The organism is Caryophanon tenue (genome assembly GCF_001700315.1).
Lineage (GTDB): Bacteria > Bacillota > Bacilli > Bacillales_A > Planococcaceae > Caryophanon > Caryophanon tenue.
Window position 1 is genome coordinate 81,635 of record NZ_MASJ01000042.1, and the last position, 16,857, is coordinate 98,491.

Genomic DNA, 16,857 nt, shown 5'->3' on the forward strand with positions numbered 1-16,857 from the left:
ACTATGTTCACCTACCACTTTGTATATGTTTATACTAGGTAATAGAATAACGACAGACGCGTAGAATGTCTACTATATACTCCGATAAAATGAAAAGAAGTATCATGAGACATGTCGTCACGTGATACTTCTTTTTGTTTACCTTCATTTATACGTAACAGCATTGCCATCGTGTAAATTAGGCTGGGTCTGTTTCTGAAGCAGGTTCAGTCGGTACAGGGTCTGTTGGCGGTGTTGTTTCGACAGGTGGTGTCGGTTCAACAGGCTGTTCAGGCTCTAGTTCTGTTGGCGGTGTTGTTTCAACAGGTGGCGTTGGCTCGGCAGGCTGTTCAGGCTCCGTCGGTTGTTCCGTATTGCCATTGTTGTTTCCATTACCACCGTTATTGTTGGAAGACCCATTGTTATTATTGTTGTTACTGTTATTGCCATTGCCATTATTGTTTGGTGGCGTTTCTTCCTCATCCGTTGAAGGAACATCTTCAGTGTCTTCTGCTGGTGATTCAGTTGGCTCTTCTTCAGTGTCTTCGTCTGTTGCATTCGTTAAGTTAATGCCTGTTGCTGCAGCGGCACTACGTTGACCGTCTGCAAGTGCAACAACTGTGAATGTATAGTTTTTTCCATCTTCTAATGGACTAAACGCTGCACTTGTTGCATTTGTTGTAGTAATCGTCTGTGTTGCGCCACCATCAACAGCGACAGCCACTTCGAATTGTACATTACTTACGCCTTCAGGTGCGTTATATGACCAACTTAAATTCGCTGTTGGGCCATCTGCAGTTGCTGAGAAACCTGTTGGCGCAGGAAGTGCTGTTACTTCTTCAGTTTCTTCCTCTTCTTCAATCGGTTGTTGGATCGCACCAGAGCCGCCACGAACGAATAATTCATAACGTCCACCACCTGCAGCAACACGTAATGGTACAGAGCCGACAACAATTTGTTGCTCGTATACAGAAGAAGGTTTTTTAAACTCTTCATCGCGCGCGTCTGCTAAATTGTCCGATAAATCGGTCATAATGCCTTTAAATAAAATTTGTGGCATATAACGCTCATCCCACGTTGTAATTGGCGTTGTGCTATTTTCATAGCCACCCCAAACGGCGATCGAGTAGTTCGGTGAGTAGCCAACGAACCATGTATCTGGTACTGCACCACTTGAGTATTTCGATGGGTCACTGTAATTGGTTGTTCCTGTTTTACCAGCAACATCGACTCCACGTACACCTGCACGACGCGCTGAGCCATCTTGTGCAACGACATCACGTAAAATATCAGTAATCATATACGCTGTATAATCTTGCATTGCGACAACTGATTCTGGTGTGTAGTTTTGAGTTGAACCATCGCGGAATTCAATAGATGAAATCACGTAAGGCTCTGTAAAGACGCCATTGTTCCCGAATGCGGCATATGCACCAGCCATCTCGATTGGTGAAAGGCTAATATTCCCGCCACCAAGCGCATCAGATTCATAGACACCATGGTCTGGAATCGAAATGCCAAGACGTGACATAAAGTCAGCAGAAGCTTCTGTGCCAATTTCGTGCATAATTTTCACAGCTGGTACGTTACGAGATGTTGCTAATGCATAGCGTAATGTTTCAGCTCCGTGATAACGGCTATCCCAGTTTGTTACTGCTTGACCACTATCGTATTCATACGGTTCATCAATCATCGTTGTGCCTGTTGACCATTGTTCTTTATCAATAACGGGACCGTATACGGCTAACGGTTTAATCGTTGAACCTGGAGAACGGTTTAAATTATAGGCGTAGTTCCAACCACGTTCCGCTCCGTAGTGACGACCGCCACCAATTGCACGTAATGCACCAGTTTTTGTATCAACGACGGCAACACCTGTTTGCATATCCTCTGTCGGGAAGTTGGCATCGTCTGCTAGCTGTGCTTCGACAATGGCTTGTGCTGCTGGATCAAGCGTTGTATATACTTTAATGCCTTCATCAAGCGTAAATTCAGCACCTTCTGTTTGGAAACGTTCGATTTCTTCTAATACAACTTGTAAAAAGGCAGGGTAATCAGACGATTTAAATTGATTACGTTCATTTTCAGGAAGTACCGCTTGTGCGACTGATAAGTTTTTCGCAGCATTGGCATCTTCTTGAGAAATTTTGCCGTGCTGTACCATTAAACTTAATACGATATTTCGGCGATTTTCTGCATTTTCAGGATAGTTAAATGGATTATAGTTATTCGGGCTTTGTGGTAAGCCGGCTAACGTTGCCATTTCATCTAATGATAATTCGTTCAGCTCTTTGCCGAAGAAATATTTAGCTGCTGTGCCAAAGCCATAAATACGACCAGACATCAGCGTTTTATTAAAGTACATTTCAAAAATTTCTTCTTTTGAATATTCTTGCTCTAATTTATACGCTAAAAATGCTTCTTGTGCTTTACGTTCTAACGTTTTTTCATTGGTAAAGAATGAGTTTTTGACAACTTGTTGTGTAATCGTTGACGCACCTTGTGCACCAAAGCCTTGTGTAAGATTGGCAACAACAGCTGATGCTAAACGACGGAAATCAATACCGCTATGTTCGAAGAAGCGTACATCTTCCGTTGCTAAAATGGCATCGACCATATCTTGCGGAATATCATCAAATTCAATATATGTTCGTTGTTCCGCACCGATTGTGGCGAATAGTTCACCATTTTTATCGAAAAATTCGGCAGAAATGGGGTCTTTTAATAACTCCTCATCCAGCTCAGGGGCTTTTGATGCGTAATAGGCGAATAAACCACCACCTGTTATCAAGCCGACCACACCAATTGCGAGAATGAGTAAAATAACACGTTTCACCCATTTGCTAATTGGTGTGGTTGCTGTTTGTTTCTTTTTTGCTTTGCGACGCTCCCCACGTGACTGAGGAGGTTGTTGCTCTGACATGTAAATCCCTCTCTTTCAACAGACAACTATCTTATGTTTGTTCGTAAAACTGTTCAACCGCCTTTAAATAATCAAGGCGTGGGTAATAGCCCGTTTGAATTTCTAAGCAAGATGTTTCAAAAATTGCAAGCGGGATTGATTTGCGCGCACCTACGAGCATCGCATCCCATGCTTCTTTTAACACATCAAACGATAACAAGAAATAACGTTCAAGCTTCGAAAAACGCACAATGACAAATGTAATGCCGCCTTGTTCAACAATAGCTTGCATATGCTGTACTTGGTGTGCGTGAATATTTTTTAGTGGAAAGGACGTTTTATTTTCAGTTTCCTTTGCTTCAAAGTCAATATAACGAGCTTGCCAAATGCCATTGTAATCCGTTGTAGAAGGTGTGCGGAAATAAGCTTCGCGTACAACTGCTGCGCTTCTAGATGGATACTCTACTTTGACGATTTGGAGCGGAACAGGTTTCTTATGGATGACAGCGAGCTTTTGGCGCAAATAAAACTCGTTTGCTTCATTAATTTCGTCTTCTAATGTTTTCCCACGATTACTAAATGATTGTTTTTTTTCAACTGCTTTTTTGGCTGTTGTGGGTGACGTCGGTTGTTTTTGTGTATATGCCTTGCCATTAGGATAACGAATAACCAAATGTCTTCACCTGCTTTCTATCACTAAGCCATAGTTTAACAAAGTTTTTCAAAATAGAAAAGAAGCGTCTGTCTTACAGTTTCGTTAGGTGGAATATGCTAAAAAATCGTAAGGAAATTGCTATTATTCGACCGCTAACACTATGCGCGTGATGCTAGTTGTCGTGTTCGGATTATTCAGTGGTATAATACATGTACAAAATATGCTTTTCAAAGGATATAAGCGGAGGACAAAATAATGCTACAACAATTAACAGAGCAACTCATTGAGGAGTGTACGGCTTGCTTAGCGCGCTTTTGGCAAATGCGTGAAGAGGACCGCGAGCCAGATTTCTTTCAAGAAGTAAAGCCACATGCCGATTATTGGCATCAGCACGTTTTACAGTGGCAGCAACAAGCGGATGTTTTTATTCAAAGATACCGACCAAAATATATGCACACGATGCAAGTACACAATGCACAAGAAGCGTTTACGCAATTCGTCGTGCAATCATTTTATAAAGGAACGAGTAAAAAGCGCTTTGAGCAGTCGATTTTATCAACAAAGTACACGCTCGAAACATTTTTAAAAGCGCTAAAGGAGGCGCAATATGCTGAGTAAAAAGAAAACGGTCGATGCGCTAGTGGCAGCGTGGCAGCAAGATGCTGCTATGGCGGAACGGATTGAAGCGATTCGGACGATTGAGGCAACAGCAGCCACCTACGCACCATTGCCAAGCGATATGCAGCCATCACTTGTCAAAGCACTCCATGCGCGTGGGATTGAACAGTTATATACGCATCAGCGCGAGGCGTTTGATTATGCAATGGCAGGGCAGTCCTTTACGGCAATTACACCGACAGCTTCAGGGAAGTCATACTGTTATCATTTGCCGGTGCTGCAAACGATTTTAACGAACCGTCATGCACGTGCACTCTATTTATTTCCAACAAAGGCACTTGCACAAGACCAAAAAAGCGATTTACATGCGCTGATTGAAGCGATGGATGAAGAGATTTTAAGTTACACATATGACGGAGATACAGCGCCAGGCATTCGTCAAAAGGTGCGTAAAGCGGGACATATTATTATGACGAATCCAGATATGTTGCATAGCGGCATTTTACCGCATCATACGAAGTGGGTATCGCTTTTTGAAAATTTACAGTATGTCGTCATTGATGAATTACATACGTATAAAGGCGTTTTTGGCTCGCATGTGGCGCATGTTATTCGCCGCCTGAAACGAATTTGTGCGTTTTACAGCAGTGACCCGCTCTTTATTTGTACATCCGCAACGATTAAAAACCCAAAAGAGTTAGCGGAAAGTTTAACGAATACGGCGCATGCGCTTATTGCCAAATCAGGTGCACCAACTGGTAAAAAAACATTTGTGTTTTATAATCCGCCCATGCTTCATCCAGCATTCGGTGTTCGCCGTTCTGCGGTACTAGAAGTGCGTGATATTGCAAAGCAATTGTACGATGCCCATATTCAGACAATTGTTTTTGCGAAAAGCCGTGTACGAGTTGAAATGCTCGTCACCTATTTACAGGCATTTACAAAGCATCAATTACAAGATACGACCATTCGCGGATACCGTGGTGGTTATTTACCATCAGAGCGTCGTGTTATTGAAAAAGGGTTGCGTGATGGCGAGATTCGGACCGTAGTCAGCACAAATGCGTTAGAGCTAGGTGTGGATATCGGTCAACTACAAGCCTGTATTATGACCGGTTATCCGGGCAATATTGCTTCAGCATGGCAGCAAGCAGGGCGTGCAGGAAGAAGACAAGATTCGGCACTCATTATTTATGTGGCGCAAAGCACGGCACTCGACCAATATATGATTGAGCATCCCGACTTTTTCTTTGGCTCAGAGCCGGAAGAAGCACGTATTTCACCGGATAATATGTTAATACTGATGGACCATTTAAAATGTGCCGCATTTGAATTACCGTTTCGCACGAATGATTTATACGGAGAGTTTCATATTGAGGAATTACTGGATTATTTAGTGGACGAGCATGTGCTCTTTAAAACGTCAGACACATGGCATTGGATGAATGAACGATTCCCTGCACATGATATTAGCTTGCGTTCCGCGGCGCAAGAAAATGTCGTAATTATTGACCAATCTGTGCCAGCACATACGCGTGTTATTGGCGAGATGGATACGTATTCGGCGATGACGTTATTACATGAAGAAGCGATTTATATGCACCAAGGTGTTCAGTTTCAAGTCGAAACACTCGATTGGGACGAGAAGAAAGCATTTGTACGACAAGTAGATGTTGATTATTTCACCGATGCGAATCTTGCAGTGGAGCTAAAGGTGATGAGCGAAGATAAAGAATTGGTATTATCCGACGCTAAAATAGGCTTTGGAGACGTATCGCTACTAGCACAAGCTACTATTTTCAAAAAGATTCGTTTTGACAGTCATGACAATATTGGCAGTGGTCCAATTCATTTGCCACCGATGGAAATGCATACAACCGCAACATGGTTATCCTTTACACCGCCATCGCAATTATCAAAGGAACAATTGACCGATGTGCTCCATTATGTTGCGTATACAATCAATTCGTTTATTCCATTATTTATTCATTGTGACCGCGCGGATGTACATGTTGTACCGCAAGTAAAAGCCGTACACAATGAGTTACCGACCATTTTTGTGTATGATAGCTATCCAGGTGGTATTGGTCTAAGCGAGAAGGTCTATGATATGTGGCGGCCGTTATTAGAGAAAGCGCGCGAGCATATTACACGTTGTCGCTGTGAAAATGGCTGTCCGGCATGTATTGGGGCCCAGGCGACATTTGATGAGCCAAAGCAACAAGCAATCCGCGTAATGACACAGTTACGTGAACTTTTTAATTAAGAAAGGCGTTCTGTACTATGTCCTATGAAAAAAAGTTAATGCAAATGAAAAAGATGATCAAAAAAGAACCAACTGCTCCTACACAAAAGTCGAGCTATGAAAAACCAGCGCCGCCGCTTTATAGCGAACGTTGGGAGCAAGCAGGCTTAACCCGCATTGACAATGATTTTGGCACGGTGTTTAAATATGAGGTTACGTATGATGAACAGTATCGGCACGGTCAGTACGCATTAGGTATGTTAGATGATGTCATGATGCGCTGGGAAGAAGCGGGCTTAACGCATCCATATGCGACCGATAGTGACGAGACACTCTTATTTTTTGATACGGAAACAACGGGTTTAAAAGGTGTCGGCACCCATATTTTTTTGCTGGGCTTTTTGGAGCGTCGTGGGAAAAACTTTGTGCTAACACAATATGTGTTAGCGGACCCTGCGCATGAGGCAGCAATGTTTTTTGAAAGTAAATTGTGGCAGCGAGAAGCAACGGTGGTGACGTATAACGGGAAAAGCTTTGACTGGCCACAGCTTCAAACGCGCTGGACATTTAGCCAAGGTGTCATTCCGCGTTTACGTGAGCAACGTCAAATTGATTTACTGCATAGCTCGAAGCGTCTTTGGAAAAATGACTTAGCACAAATGAAACTAAAGCAAGTGGAAGAGCAGAAATTAGGTTTTGTACGTGAGGATGATATTCCAGGGCATTTAGCGCCGATTATTTATATGGACGCCATTAAAAGCGGCGAAACATCGAGCTTACTAAAAGTATTAAAGCATAATGAATGGGATTTATTATCGCTCATTACATTGTATATTCATTTGAGCATTACCTTATTTGAGGAAGCTACAAATGAAACGGTCGTTGCGTATACGAATGTCGGGAAATGGTATGCGGATTTAAAACAGCATGCGCGCAGTGAAGAGGTGCTGACAAATGTTACACAGAGCTATGAGGCGTATGAAACGTTTACGGCGCATTATTATTTAGGCTTGCAGCGAAAAAAACGTGCTCAGTATGATGAAGCATTAGCATCATTTTTAGAGGGGCGAAAAGCAGAGGATATGCGGATTTCTTTGCAGTCGTATGAGGAAGCGGCAAAAATTTATGAACATACGTATAAAGCATATGACGATGCGTATCAGCTGACGACGGCGGCACTCCAAAAAGTACACATTGACCGAACATTGCCATGGAAGTCAAAAGAAGCGTTCGAGCAACGTTTGCAGCATCGTTTAAAACGCTTAATGAAGAAGCGGGAAATAAATTAATTTTGCGACGTTTGCGACGAATGATTTTATCAGTTGTATGCTATACTGAAACTACGTATGTCTTGGTGGAAGGAAGGATAGTATGAATCTTCATTTAGATGCGAAAACGATCTATGAAAAGGAATTTAAAAGTGGTTTACGTGGGTATAATCAAGATGATGTAGACAATTTTTTAGATAAAGTAATTGAAGATTATCGCGAATTTGAAAAGGTACATGATACCGTAAAAAACTTACAAGAAGAAAATCGTCGTTTAATGCAAGAGATGGCACAACTGCGTCAAGAGTTACAGCGAGCGAAACAGCACGTGCAACCAGAGCGACCTGTACAAAAGCCGGCGCCAGTGCAACATTCTGCATCAGGTACGACTTATTTTGATATTTTGCAACGACTCTCGAATTTAGAAAAACATGTTTTCGGTTCTCGTTTAGACCGTGAATAACTCAGAAATGTGAGAATAGATAGAATATAGTTGCGTAGGTTGTCTTTTTTTGGTTCTTTTAGTATAATAGGCATATCATCAATAAATTTGAGTAATCGCTGCGTCTGAAAAATGGCGTAGAGGAAAGTCCATGCTCACACGGATCTGAGATGACCGTAGTGTTCGTGCTTACTGAATCAATAAGGTAAGGTAGCTTAGCGGCTAACGGCAGAAGGAAAACCTAAGTCTTTTAGATATGGTTGAAACTTCTTGAAAGTGCCACAGTGACGGAGCTTATAAGGAAACTTATGAGGTGGAACGAGGTAAACCCCACGAGTGAGAAACCCAAATTATGGTAGGGGCATTCTTCTGAAGGAATTGAACAGATGAAGAGACGCACATAGTTGCGTAGATAGATGATTACTGCTCATGGTACGAGGTTTTATAACTGTTTGAGTACCCGAGAACAAAACATGGCTTATAAAATTTACTGATGTCATTTCATGCAAATTTGGGCTCTCCAATGATATTGGAGAGCCTTCTTTCGATTTAAAATCAATGTACGACCGATTATATAAATAATATTAACTGTTATGATGAGGGGACTTGCACAATGGATGACCAAAAGTTTGACCACGAATTTCCTGAACAGCATACCGTGAATTTGCCGCAATGTTTAGTGAGGAAGATTTTCCAAAATATAAAAGAAGGCATTATGATTACGAATGCAAAAGGTGAAATTATTGAGGTCAACGCAGCTTTTGAGTTTGTAACGGGATATAACCGTGAAGACGTTATTGGTAAAAACCCGAAACTTTTACAATCAGGCATCCATGATCGAGCATTTTACCAAACGATGTGGACATCGATTCACACAACAGGCTCTTGGCAAGGTGAAATTTGGAATAAACGTAAAACCAATGAAATTTACCCCGAGTGGCTTCATATTTTAAAAGTAGTCGATGAATCCAATGAGCACACTTATAATTGTGCCATTTTCACCGACTTATCAGAACGAAAAACTGTCGAACATGAACTTGAAAAACGCAAGTTGACGGACTCTTTAACCGATGTGTCGAATCGCTTTGCTTTTTTAAAGCGCTTAGAGGCGTTGTTAGAAACGTCGACAACATTAGAAAATATGTATCACGCTGTATATTTTATCGACTTAGACCGATTTAAACATTTAAATGAAACATTAGGTCATTCAAACGGCGACATATTACTAACAGAAATTGCGAAGCGTCTACGTACATGTTTACGTAATAAAGATATTGTGGCACGCTACGGGGCAGATGAGTTTATACTTGCGATTACCAATTTACAAAACCTTGACGATGCGACTTTTTTTGCACAAAAAATGACGGAATTAATTGAAGAACCAATTTATATTCAAGATCATGAAATTTTTGTCACAGCGAACATTGGCATTAGCTTATATCCGAGCCAAGGTGTAACAGCCGAGGACTTAGTGCATCGCGCAGAAAAGGCGATGGACTTTGCAAAACGACAAACAACCGAAAAAATCATGCTTTATTTTGATGAGTTAAATATTGATAGTTCACGTGTGCTATTATTAGATGCTGAAATTCGCAAAGCGATAGAACAAAAAGCATTTGATGTGTACTATCAGCCGAAAGTCGACACAAAAACGGAGGAAACTCTCGGTTTTGAAGCACTTGCGCGGTGGAACAATGAAGTATTAGGTTTTGTGTCGCCAGGAGAATTTATTCCGTATGCCGAGGAAACAGGCTTAATTGTACCGATTAGCGAAGTGATTTTAGAAAAGGTATTTGAAGACTCAAAGCGATTAGCGGAATTAGGTTTACCACGTCTACCAATTGCTGTGAATATTTCAAGTTTGCATTTCCAACATCCGAACTTTTTAGAGTCGATAAAAGGGATGTTAGGCCGTGCACAAACAGATGCGTCATTTTTTGAAATTGAAGTGACGGAACGTACCGTTATGAACAATGCGAATGAAACGGTCGAAAAATTTAATGAATTGCGTGAGCTGGGCTTTACATTATCGATTGACGATTTTGGGACAGGATATTCGTCACTAAGCTATTTAGTGCGTTTCCCGTTAGATACTTTAAAAATTGACCGTAGCTTTATTCAGCAAATTTGTCACCAACAAGAAAAACAGGCAGTAGTAGATGCCATTATTCATATGTCACATCGTTTAAATATGCGTGTCGTTGCAGAAGGTGTTGAGCAACAAGACCAAGTGCAATTGCTACGCACATTAGATTGTGATGAAATACAAGGGTTTTATTATAGTAAACCATTACCATTTGACGAAGCGGTGCGCTTTATGCAGACATCACTTCAGAACAAATAGACACCTAGAAATGATATGAGAGAGGAATTACGTATGGGTAAATTTCAATTAGTAGCAACATCAGCAATGGGCTTAGAAGCAATTGTTGCGGATGAAGTAAGAGCATTAGGATACGAAACACGTGTCGACAACGGCAAAGTGTATTTTGAGGGAGACGAGCTAGCAATTGCACGTACAAATCTTTGGTTACGTGTAGCAGACCGTGTCAAAATCGTTGTAGGGACATTCCCCGCAAAAACATTCGAACAATTATTCCAAGGTGTAAAAGCATTACCTTGGGAAAAATATTTACCAGTGGATGCTAACTTCCCAGTATCAGGCAAATCGGTAAAATCGACATTATTCAGTGTACCAGACTGTCAAGCTATCACAAAAAAGGCGATTGTTGAGCGCATGAAGTTAGCGTATAAACGTCTAGGCTTTTTAGATGAATCAGGTGCAAAATATAAAATTGAAATTTCAATTTTAAAAGATGTAGCAACCGTTACAATCGATACATCGGGCGCTGGCTTACACAAACGCGGCTACCGTCAAACACAAGGGGATGCACCGCTAAAAGAAACATTAGCAGCGGCACTTGTATATATTTCAAAATGGAATCCAAACCGTCCATTTTATGATCCATTCTGTGGTTCAGGCACAATCGCACTAGAAGCGGCAATGATTGGACAAAATATTGCACCAGGATACAACCGTGACTTTATTTCAGAAGACTGGCCTTGGATGAAAAAAGACGTGTGGGATAAAGCACGTAACGAAGCAGATGAATTAGCCAACTACGACCAAGAACTGAACATTATCGGTTCAGATATTGACCATAAAATGGTTGCTATCGCACAAGAAAATGCTGAAGAAGCAGGCTTTGGCGATATGATTACATTTAAGCAAATGACAGCACCAGACTTCACGACATTAGAGACAGATGGTGTAATGATTGGTAACCCTCCGTACGGTGAACGTATCGGTGATATTGAAGTGGTGGAAGGTGTTATTCGTAAGCTAGGCGATAAAATGTATAACTACCCAACATGGTCAGTGTACATGTTATCATCAATGGAAAACTTTGAAGAATTATACGGGAAGCGCGCAACGAAAAAACGTAAATTATTCAACGGCTTTATTCAAACAGAGTATTATCAATTCTGGGGACAAAAATCAAAACGTCAACCGAAATAAATAAACATTAAAAGCTGGCTGCTAAAGGGAATTTAGTAGCACAGCTTTTTTCACCGAGTGCTAGGCAAAATAGTATTCAATGATGATACTTTCATAGTATAATGAGTGTTGCAACTTTGAATAGAAATTCAAGAATTGATTGTATATAAATGACGGCGGAAGGGGCTAGACTCCTTCCGTTCTTATGTTCGTACGTGTTGGTGCGTCGAAATATGTGCTAGAGGGGGAACTTGTGATATGAGACAATCACTACCATTTGAGTTAACGAAAGACCGTTCATTCTTTGAAAGCTTAGGCGATTGGATGGGCGATGTGCTATATGATGAATTACCGGAGAAAGGCTTTGAGTGTCGAGACGAGCAAATTTTTATGGCTTATCAAATTGAGCAAGCGTTAAAGGAGAAAAATGTTTTATTTGCGGAAGCCGGTGTTGGAACAGGAAAAACGATTGCGTATTTATTACCTGCGATTTCCTATGCACGTTATACAGGGCGTCCGGCATTAATTGCGTGTGCAGATGAAACATTAATTGACCAGCTTGTCAAAGAAGGTGGCGATGTACACAAACTACGCGACCATTTAGGTTTAACGATTGATGTGCGCTTAGCGAAGTCACGCGACCAATATTTATGCTTAAAACGCTTTGAGTATGCGGAGCGTGAGCACGAAGCAGCACAATTGCAAGAGCGTAAAGAAACAGTTGTTGACGAAAAGCCTGCTTCAACAGCAAGTTTAATTGATTCGTTATTCGCACAATCAAAAGAGTCATCAAAAGAACGTAATTTAATGGATTTATTAAATTCAGATGCAGTGAAAAACATTGATTGGGACGATGAGGAAGACGTACATTGGATTGATGAAATCGCGATGAACATTCCGGAAGATGTCTTTACACAAGCACCGCTAAAAGATGCAGCACCGTACGGAGAGCGTAGTGATTTCCCATCTGTCAGCGATGAAAACTGGGCAAAAGTGAACTATAACGAAGTAATGCAGTGTGCGGTTTGTGATTTACGTAATCGTTGTGGACAAACATTACACCGCGCGCATTACCGTAAAGCAACGGATTTAATTATTTGTTCACAAGATTTCTTAATGGAACATTTAGCGACGAAAGAGTCACGTGAGCGCGAAGGACAAATGCCATTATTACCAGAAGTATCAATGATGGTACTTGATGAAGGGCATTTATTAGAATACGCAGCACAAAAAGCGATGACTTATAAAATTCAAGGGGACACAATTGTACAAATGCTAGAGCGTTTAATGGTGGACGGTGTTCGTGAGCGTACATTATATGCGATGGAAATGTTACAAGATGACCATGAATTATTCTTTGACCAATTAATGGATGATGTGGAACAATCTGATAATGAGCGTAAACGCATTCAGAAATCAAAACGTTTGTTACAAATTGGGAAAAAGCTTGTAGCCGATGTTGAGAAGTTATTAGAGGAATTTGTATTTGAATCTGAGCTATATATGATTCCAGAATATGAGCTGAACATGGCAGAGGAATTCCTTGAAAACTACCAAGCGGCATTAAATATCTTTATTTCAAAAGCAGATGCAGTCGATTGGTTAGAACAAACGGACGGTCGTAATACACTCGTAATTATGCCGCGTTTAATTACAGAAGTGTTAGAAGAGAAGTTATTCTCGAAAAAGACACCGATTGTCTTCTCATCAGCAACGCTATCTGTGAATAAAGACTTCTCGTATATTGCCTATAGCTTAGGTGTGAAGAAGCATCAAAACTTCTCGGTACCATCACCGTTTGATTATGAAGAAGTGATGAAAATTCACGTAAAAGATGTCGCGCAAGCAGACAAAGTAGCAGCTGCCCGCGCAGTCGTGGCACAAGGGGAGCAAACGTTAATGCTCTTTAAATCGAAGCAGTCGATGCTTGCCTATAAAGAGGCGCTATCAGCAGATGAATTACTTGACTATGTATTTGAAGGTGACCGTGAGTTATCAGCAATTGTACGCGACTTCCAACAAGGTGCTGTACAAGTGCTATGCTCATACCACTTATGGGAAGGTTTAGACCTACCAGAAGAAGCATTAACACGCGTTGTTATTTTTGATTTACCATTCCCACCACATGATCCGTTATTTGATGCGAAGCGTGCTTTTGCAGAAGATGTGTTTGATGAAGTGGAATTGCCATTTATGCAGTTGCGTTTACAGCAAGGGATGGGTCGTTTAATTCGTACATCGAATGACCACGGAGAAATTACAATTTTATGTAATGAACAAGAGCAAGCCGTAAAAGAGCACTTCTTAACGATTTTACCAGTTGCCCCACAAGCATAATAATGAAGCCTACCAATTTATTGGTAGGTTTTTTCTGTTTTAATAAAGGAATTTCTGTTTTATGTCACGAATAAGCTAAAGGAGGTTAAAATTCCGATAAAGGGGTGTTGAGAATGAACTTTGCAAATAAAGCAATTCTTGTGACAGGTGGTAGCTCAGGGCTAGGGGAAGCAACGACTCGAATGATTGCATCAAACGGTGGTGTGCCCATTATTTTAGATGTACAACAAGAGCGTGGACAAGCATTAGCTGAGGAGTTAAATTGCGCGTTTTATGAGACTGATGTAACCGATGAAAGAGCCGTGCAGCTAGCGATTGATAATGCATCTGAGCGTTACGGTGGCATTTATGGTGTTGTCAATTGCGCTGGTATTGGCGATGCGGCAAAAACCGTCAGCTCACGCGGGGCTTTTCCACTCGCAACATTCCAAAAGGTGATTCATGTTAATTTAATTGGTACATTCAACATCATTCGTTTAGCAGCTGAAAAGATGGCACAAAATGAGCCGACTGCTGGTGGAGAACGCGGTGTTATTGTAAATACCGCTTCTGTTGCGGCATTCGATGGGCAAATTGGACAAGCTGCTTATTCCGCTTCAAAAGGAGGCATTGTTGGTATGACATTGCCGATTGCACGTGATTTAGCCAGCTATGGCATTCGTGTAATGACCATTGCCCCAGGTACATTTGAAACGCCATTATTAGCGAGCTTACCGGAAGAGACGAAAGCGTCATTAGGGAAGCAAGTGCCATTCCCGTCGCGTTTAGGGCAACCATTTGAATATGCACAACTTGTACAAGCGATTTTTGAAAATGAAATGTTAAATGGGGAAACGATTCGCTTAGATGGCGCCATTCGTATGGCACCGCGTTGAGGCATGCAGTGAAATGAACTATAGCGAATTGCCGATGCAACAACGAGGTGACGTAGTCATTAAATCGTCGGGAGATACGCCACAATATACGACGGTTGGTGTCGCGCGTCATGCACATACAGAACAACTGTTACGTGCGGTCAAGAAATGACTTCCTCTAAGAAAACGAGGCTAGGACAAAAAGAAATATCCTTCAGCAAAGACAACTGCTGAAGGATATTTTTCTGCTTTAGGTGCTACTCCACATAGCGGACGCGTTTCGCAGGCATGGCTTGAGGCAAACACGATGTTTGTCACATCTGCCCTACCACACGACGTGGCGTTCTTGGCAGATGTTCCTCTTAGTAGTCTCAAGCGCATGCTCCTGTGGTACCTCGTCGCAGAAAAACATTGCTTTTCCTGCTGAAGTCGCCGCTTGTGTCGGAACGCACCAGCACATTTTTATCATCTCAATACACTCATTTTCATCAGAAATAGAGTTCTGTCCCAGCCACGTTTATTCTTATAAACTTTCGCCGAAGTCTTCGCGGAATTTTTTCGCTAATTGTGTTGGCCAATCTGTTAATGCATCGAGTTTCCCGAAGAAGAAGCGTAACACTTTTGGCTCTTCGACAAATTTCATACCACCGATGAGTTCGCGATTATCATATAGCCAAGCAATGCGGTCTACAACATAATTAATTTGTGAAAGTGTGAAGACACGACGCGGCATTGCCATACGCACAAGTTCCATATGTGCTAACGTTTCAACACCATTTTCATCACGTTGTTCCGACATTGTACCGCGCTCCATACCACGTGCGCCACTTGCGATATAAATTGCGGCAGCAAGTGCGCCTGCTGTATATTGCTCTTGTGGGATATGTGATAAGAAACGAGTGGCGTCAATATGACAGCCTAAACCGCCAGCCGGAGTCACAACTGGCACACCACGTTTTTGTAATTCATCCGACATATACTGAATAAATTGAGGACCTTGTGCAATATATTCTTCATCCATCGTTTCATCTAAGCCGACTGTAATAGCTTCCATTTCACGTACAGACATACCACCGTATGTTAAGAAACCTTCATATAACGTAATAAACTCACGCATACGTAAGTAATCTTCTTCACTATTTGTGGCAATACCGCCTCCACGAGCGAAGCCAAGCTTACGTGCTGAGAAGTATAAAATATCCGATAAATCGGCAAGTTCGCGTGTAATATCACGAATTGACGCATCTTTGTAAGCATCTTCACGTGTTTTAATGAAGTATAAATTGTCAGCAAGTAAACTAATATCATACACAAGCTTTAAATTGTATTGGTCGCATACTTTGCGCACAGCCTTCATATTTTCAACAGAGTGTGGTTGTCCACCGATCAAGTTTGTACCTGATTCTACGCGCACGAATGCAATATTGTCAGCGCCTTTTTCTTCAATAATTGCGACTAATTTATCGATGTCTACATTACCTTTAAATAAGTCTTCCGATGTTAAGTTTAATGCCTCATCTTTGAATACTTCTTCTACTGTACCGCCGTTTACGGTAATATGCGCTTTTGATGTTGTAAAGTGATAGTTCATCGGCACGACTTTCCCTGGTGTTACGTATACTTGACCCAAAATATTTTCACATGCACGACCTTGATGCGCAGGTAAGAAATACTTTTTCCCGAAAATTTCTTCGATTTTTTGTTCAAGCTTTGTAAACGTAGCTGAGCCTGCATAACTATCGTCTGCTTCAAGCATCGCTGCTTGTTGGCGGTCACTCATTGCGTTAACACCACTATCTGTTAACATATCCATGAAAACGTCTACATTTTTTAGAAGGAATGTATTATAACCGGCTTCTTTCATCGCTTCGACGCGACGCTCTACAGGTGGTAAATTTAATTTTTGTACGATACGTACTTTGTGCATTTCCAGTGGAATTTGTTGTCCTGAATAAAATGATACTGTCATATTATGCTCCTTTTCGCGTTGACGCATTGGTGTAATAAATGTATTGTACTAAAATAATCTTCATATTTGTCGGAAAATTCAGTTGTTTT

At 41.4% G+C, this 16,857-nt stretch carries 12 protein-coding genes and 1 other RNA gene; 10 read left to right on the forward strand and 3 right to left on the reverse strand.

Annotated features, from left to right (window positions below; translation table 11 throughout):
• Window positions 1-178: 178 nt before the first annotated feature.
• Complete coding sequence (locus A6M13_RS15815) at window positions 179-2,902, reverse strand: transglycosylase domain-containing protein (RefSeq protein ID WP_066548783.1); 2,724 nt, start codon at window positions 2,900-2,902, stop codon at window positions 179-181.
• 31 nt (window positions 2,903-2,933) lie between these two features.
• Entirely contained in the window at window positions 2,934-3,554 is a 621-nt protein-coding gene (gene recU, locus A6M13_RS15820; RefSeq protein ID WP_066548786.1) for a Holliday junction resolvase RecU, read from the reverse strand.
• A 237-nt stretch (window positions 3,555-3,791) separates the two neighbouring features.
• Here recU and A6M13_RS15825 point away from each other — a divergent pair, with 237 nt between their 5' ends.
• From A6M13_RS15825 to A6M13_RS16165, 10 genes are all read left to right on the forward strand, one after another.
• Window positions 3,792-4,154, forward strand: coding sequence for a DUF1798 family protein (locus A6M13_RS15825; protein ID WP_066548788.1), 363 nt, complete (start codon window positions 3,792-3,794; stop codon window positions 4,152-4,154).
• Window positions 4,144-6,420 carry a DEAD/DEAH box helicase gene (locus tag A6M13_RS15830; RefSeq protein ID WP_066548791.1) on the forward strand — a complete coding sequence of 759 codons (2,277 nt, stop codon included), beginning with the start codon at window positions 4,144-4,146 and terminating at the stop codon, window positions 6,418-6,420. The genes A6M13_RS15825 and A6M13_RS15830 overlap by 11 nt, the downstream gene beginning before the upstream one ends.
• Before the next feature lie 17 nt (window positions 6,421-6,437).
• On the forward strand, window positions 6,438-7,688 hold the full coding sequence (locus A6M13_RS15835; protein WP_066548794.1) for a ribonuclease H-like domain-containing protein: 1,251 nt from the start codon (window positions 6,438-6,440) through the stop codon (window positions 7,686-7,688).
• A gap of 82 nt (window positions 7,689-7,770) precedes the next feature.
• Window positions 7,771-8,130, forward strand: coding sequence for a cell division regulator GpsB (gene gpsB / locus A6M13_RS15840; protein WP_066548795.1), 360 nt, complete (start codon window positions 7,771-7,773; stop codon window positions 8,128-8,130).
• An 83-nt stretch (window positions 8,131-8,213) separates the two neighbouring features.
• Window positions 8,214-8,595, forward strand: an RNA gene (rnpB, locus tag A6M13_RS15845) — RNase P RNA component class B.
• A gap of 127 nt (window positions 8,596-8,722) precedes the next feature.
• Window positions 8,723-10,453, forward strand: coding sequence for a putative bifunctional diguanylate cyclase/phosphodiesterase (locus A6M13_RS15850; RefSeq protein ID WP_066548798.1), 1,731 nt, complete (start codon window positions 8,723-8,725; stop codon window positions 10,451-10,453).
• Window positions 10,454-10,486: 33 nt separating this feature from the next.
• A complete protein-coding gene (locus A6M13_RS15855) occupies window positions 10,487-11,629 on the forward strand; it encodes a THUMP domain-containing class I SAM-dependent RNA methyltransferase (RefSeq protein WP_066548800.1) in 1,143 nt (380 codons plus the stop codon).
• Between the two features lie 237 nt (window positions 11,630-11,866).
• A complete protein-coding gene (locus A6M13_RS15860) occupies window positions 11,867-13,945 on the forward strand; it encodes an ATP-dependent DNA helicase (RefSeq protein WP_245669365.1) in 2,079 nt (692 codons plus the stop codon).
• A 113-nt stretch (window positions 13,946-14,058) separates the two neighbouring features.
• Complete coding sequence (locus A6M13_RS15865) at window positions 14,059-14,820, forward strand: 3-hydroxyacyl-CoA dehydrogenase (protein WP_066548803.1); 762 nt, start codon at window positions 14,059-14,061, stop codon at window positions 14,818-14,820.
• On the forward strand, window positions 14,792-14,971 hold the full coding sequence (locus A6M13_RS16165; RefSeq protein WP_141680984.1) for a hypothetical protein: 180 nt from the start codon (window positions 14,792-14,794) through the stop codon (window positions 14,969-14,971). Before A6M13_RS15865 ends, A6M13_RS16165 begins: the two co-directional genes overlap by 29 nt.
• A gap of 351 nt (window positions 14,972-15,322) precedes the next feature.
• Here A6M13_RS16165 and A6M13_RS15870 read toward each other — a convergent pair whose 3' ends face one another.
• Window positions 15,323-16,768 (reverse strand): tryptophanase, encoded by a 1,446-nt coding sequence (locus A6M13_RS15870; protein ID WP_066548810.1) that lies wholly within the window; start codon window positions 16,766-16,768, stop codon window positions 15,323-15,325.
• Window positions 16,769-16,857 lie beyond the last annotated feature (89 nt).

What these genes read in the sequence shown, in the direction of transcription:
- A6M13_RS15870 (WP_066548810.1), bottom strand. Translation starts at nt 16,768, where the DNA reads ATGACAGTATCATTTTATTCAGGACAACAAATTCCACTGGAAATGCAC.
- A6M13_RS16165 (WP_141680984.1), top strand. Translation starts at nt 14,792, where the DNA reads ATGGCGCCATTCGTATGGCACCGCGTTGAGGCATGCAGTGAAATGAAC.
- gpsB (WP_066548795.1), top strand. Translation starts at nt 7,771, where the DNA reads ATGAATCTTCATTTAGATGCGAAAACGATCTATGAAAAGGAATTTAAA.
- A6M13_RS15865 (WP_066548803.1), top strand. Translation starts at nt 14,059, where the DNA reads ATGAACTTTGCAAATAAAGCAATTCTTGTGACAGGTGGTAGCTCAGGG.
- A6M13_RS15815 (WP_066548783.1), bottom strand. Translation starts at nt 2,902, where the DNA reads ATGTCAGAGCAACAACCTCCTCAGTCACGTGGGGAGCGTCGCAAAGCA.
- A6M13_RS15860 (WP_245669365.1), top strand. Translation starts at nt 11,867, where the DNA reads ATGAGACAATCACTACCATTTGAGTTAACGAAAGACCGTTCATTCTTT.
- A6M13_RS15830 (WP_066548791.1), top strand. Translation starts at nt 4,144, where the DNA reads ATGCTGAGTAAAAAGAAAACGGTCGATGCGCTAGTGGCAGCGTGGCAG.
- A6M13_RS15850 (WP_066548798.1), top strand. Translation starts at nt 8,723, where the DNA reads ATGGATGACCAAAAGTTTGACCACGAATTTCCTGAACAGCATACCGTG.
- A6M13_RS15825 (WP_066548788.1), top strand. Translation starts at nt 3,792, where the DNA reads ATGCTACAACAATTAACAGAGCAACTCATTGAGGAGTGTACGGCTTGC.
- A6M13_RS15835 (WP_066548794.1), top strand. Translation starts at nt 6,438, where the DNA reads ATGTCCTATGAAAAAAAGTTAATGCAAATGAAAAAGATGATCAAAAAA.
- A6M13_RS15855 (WP_066548800.1), top strand. Translation starts at nt 10,487, where the DNA reads ATGGGTAAATTTCAATTAGTAGCAACATCAGCAATGGGCTTAGAAGCA.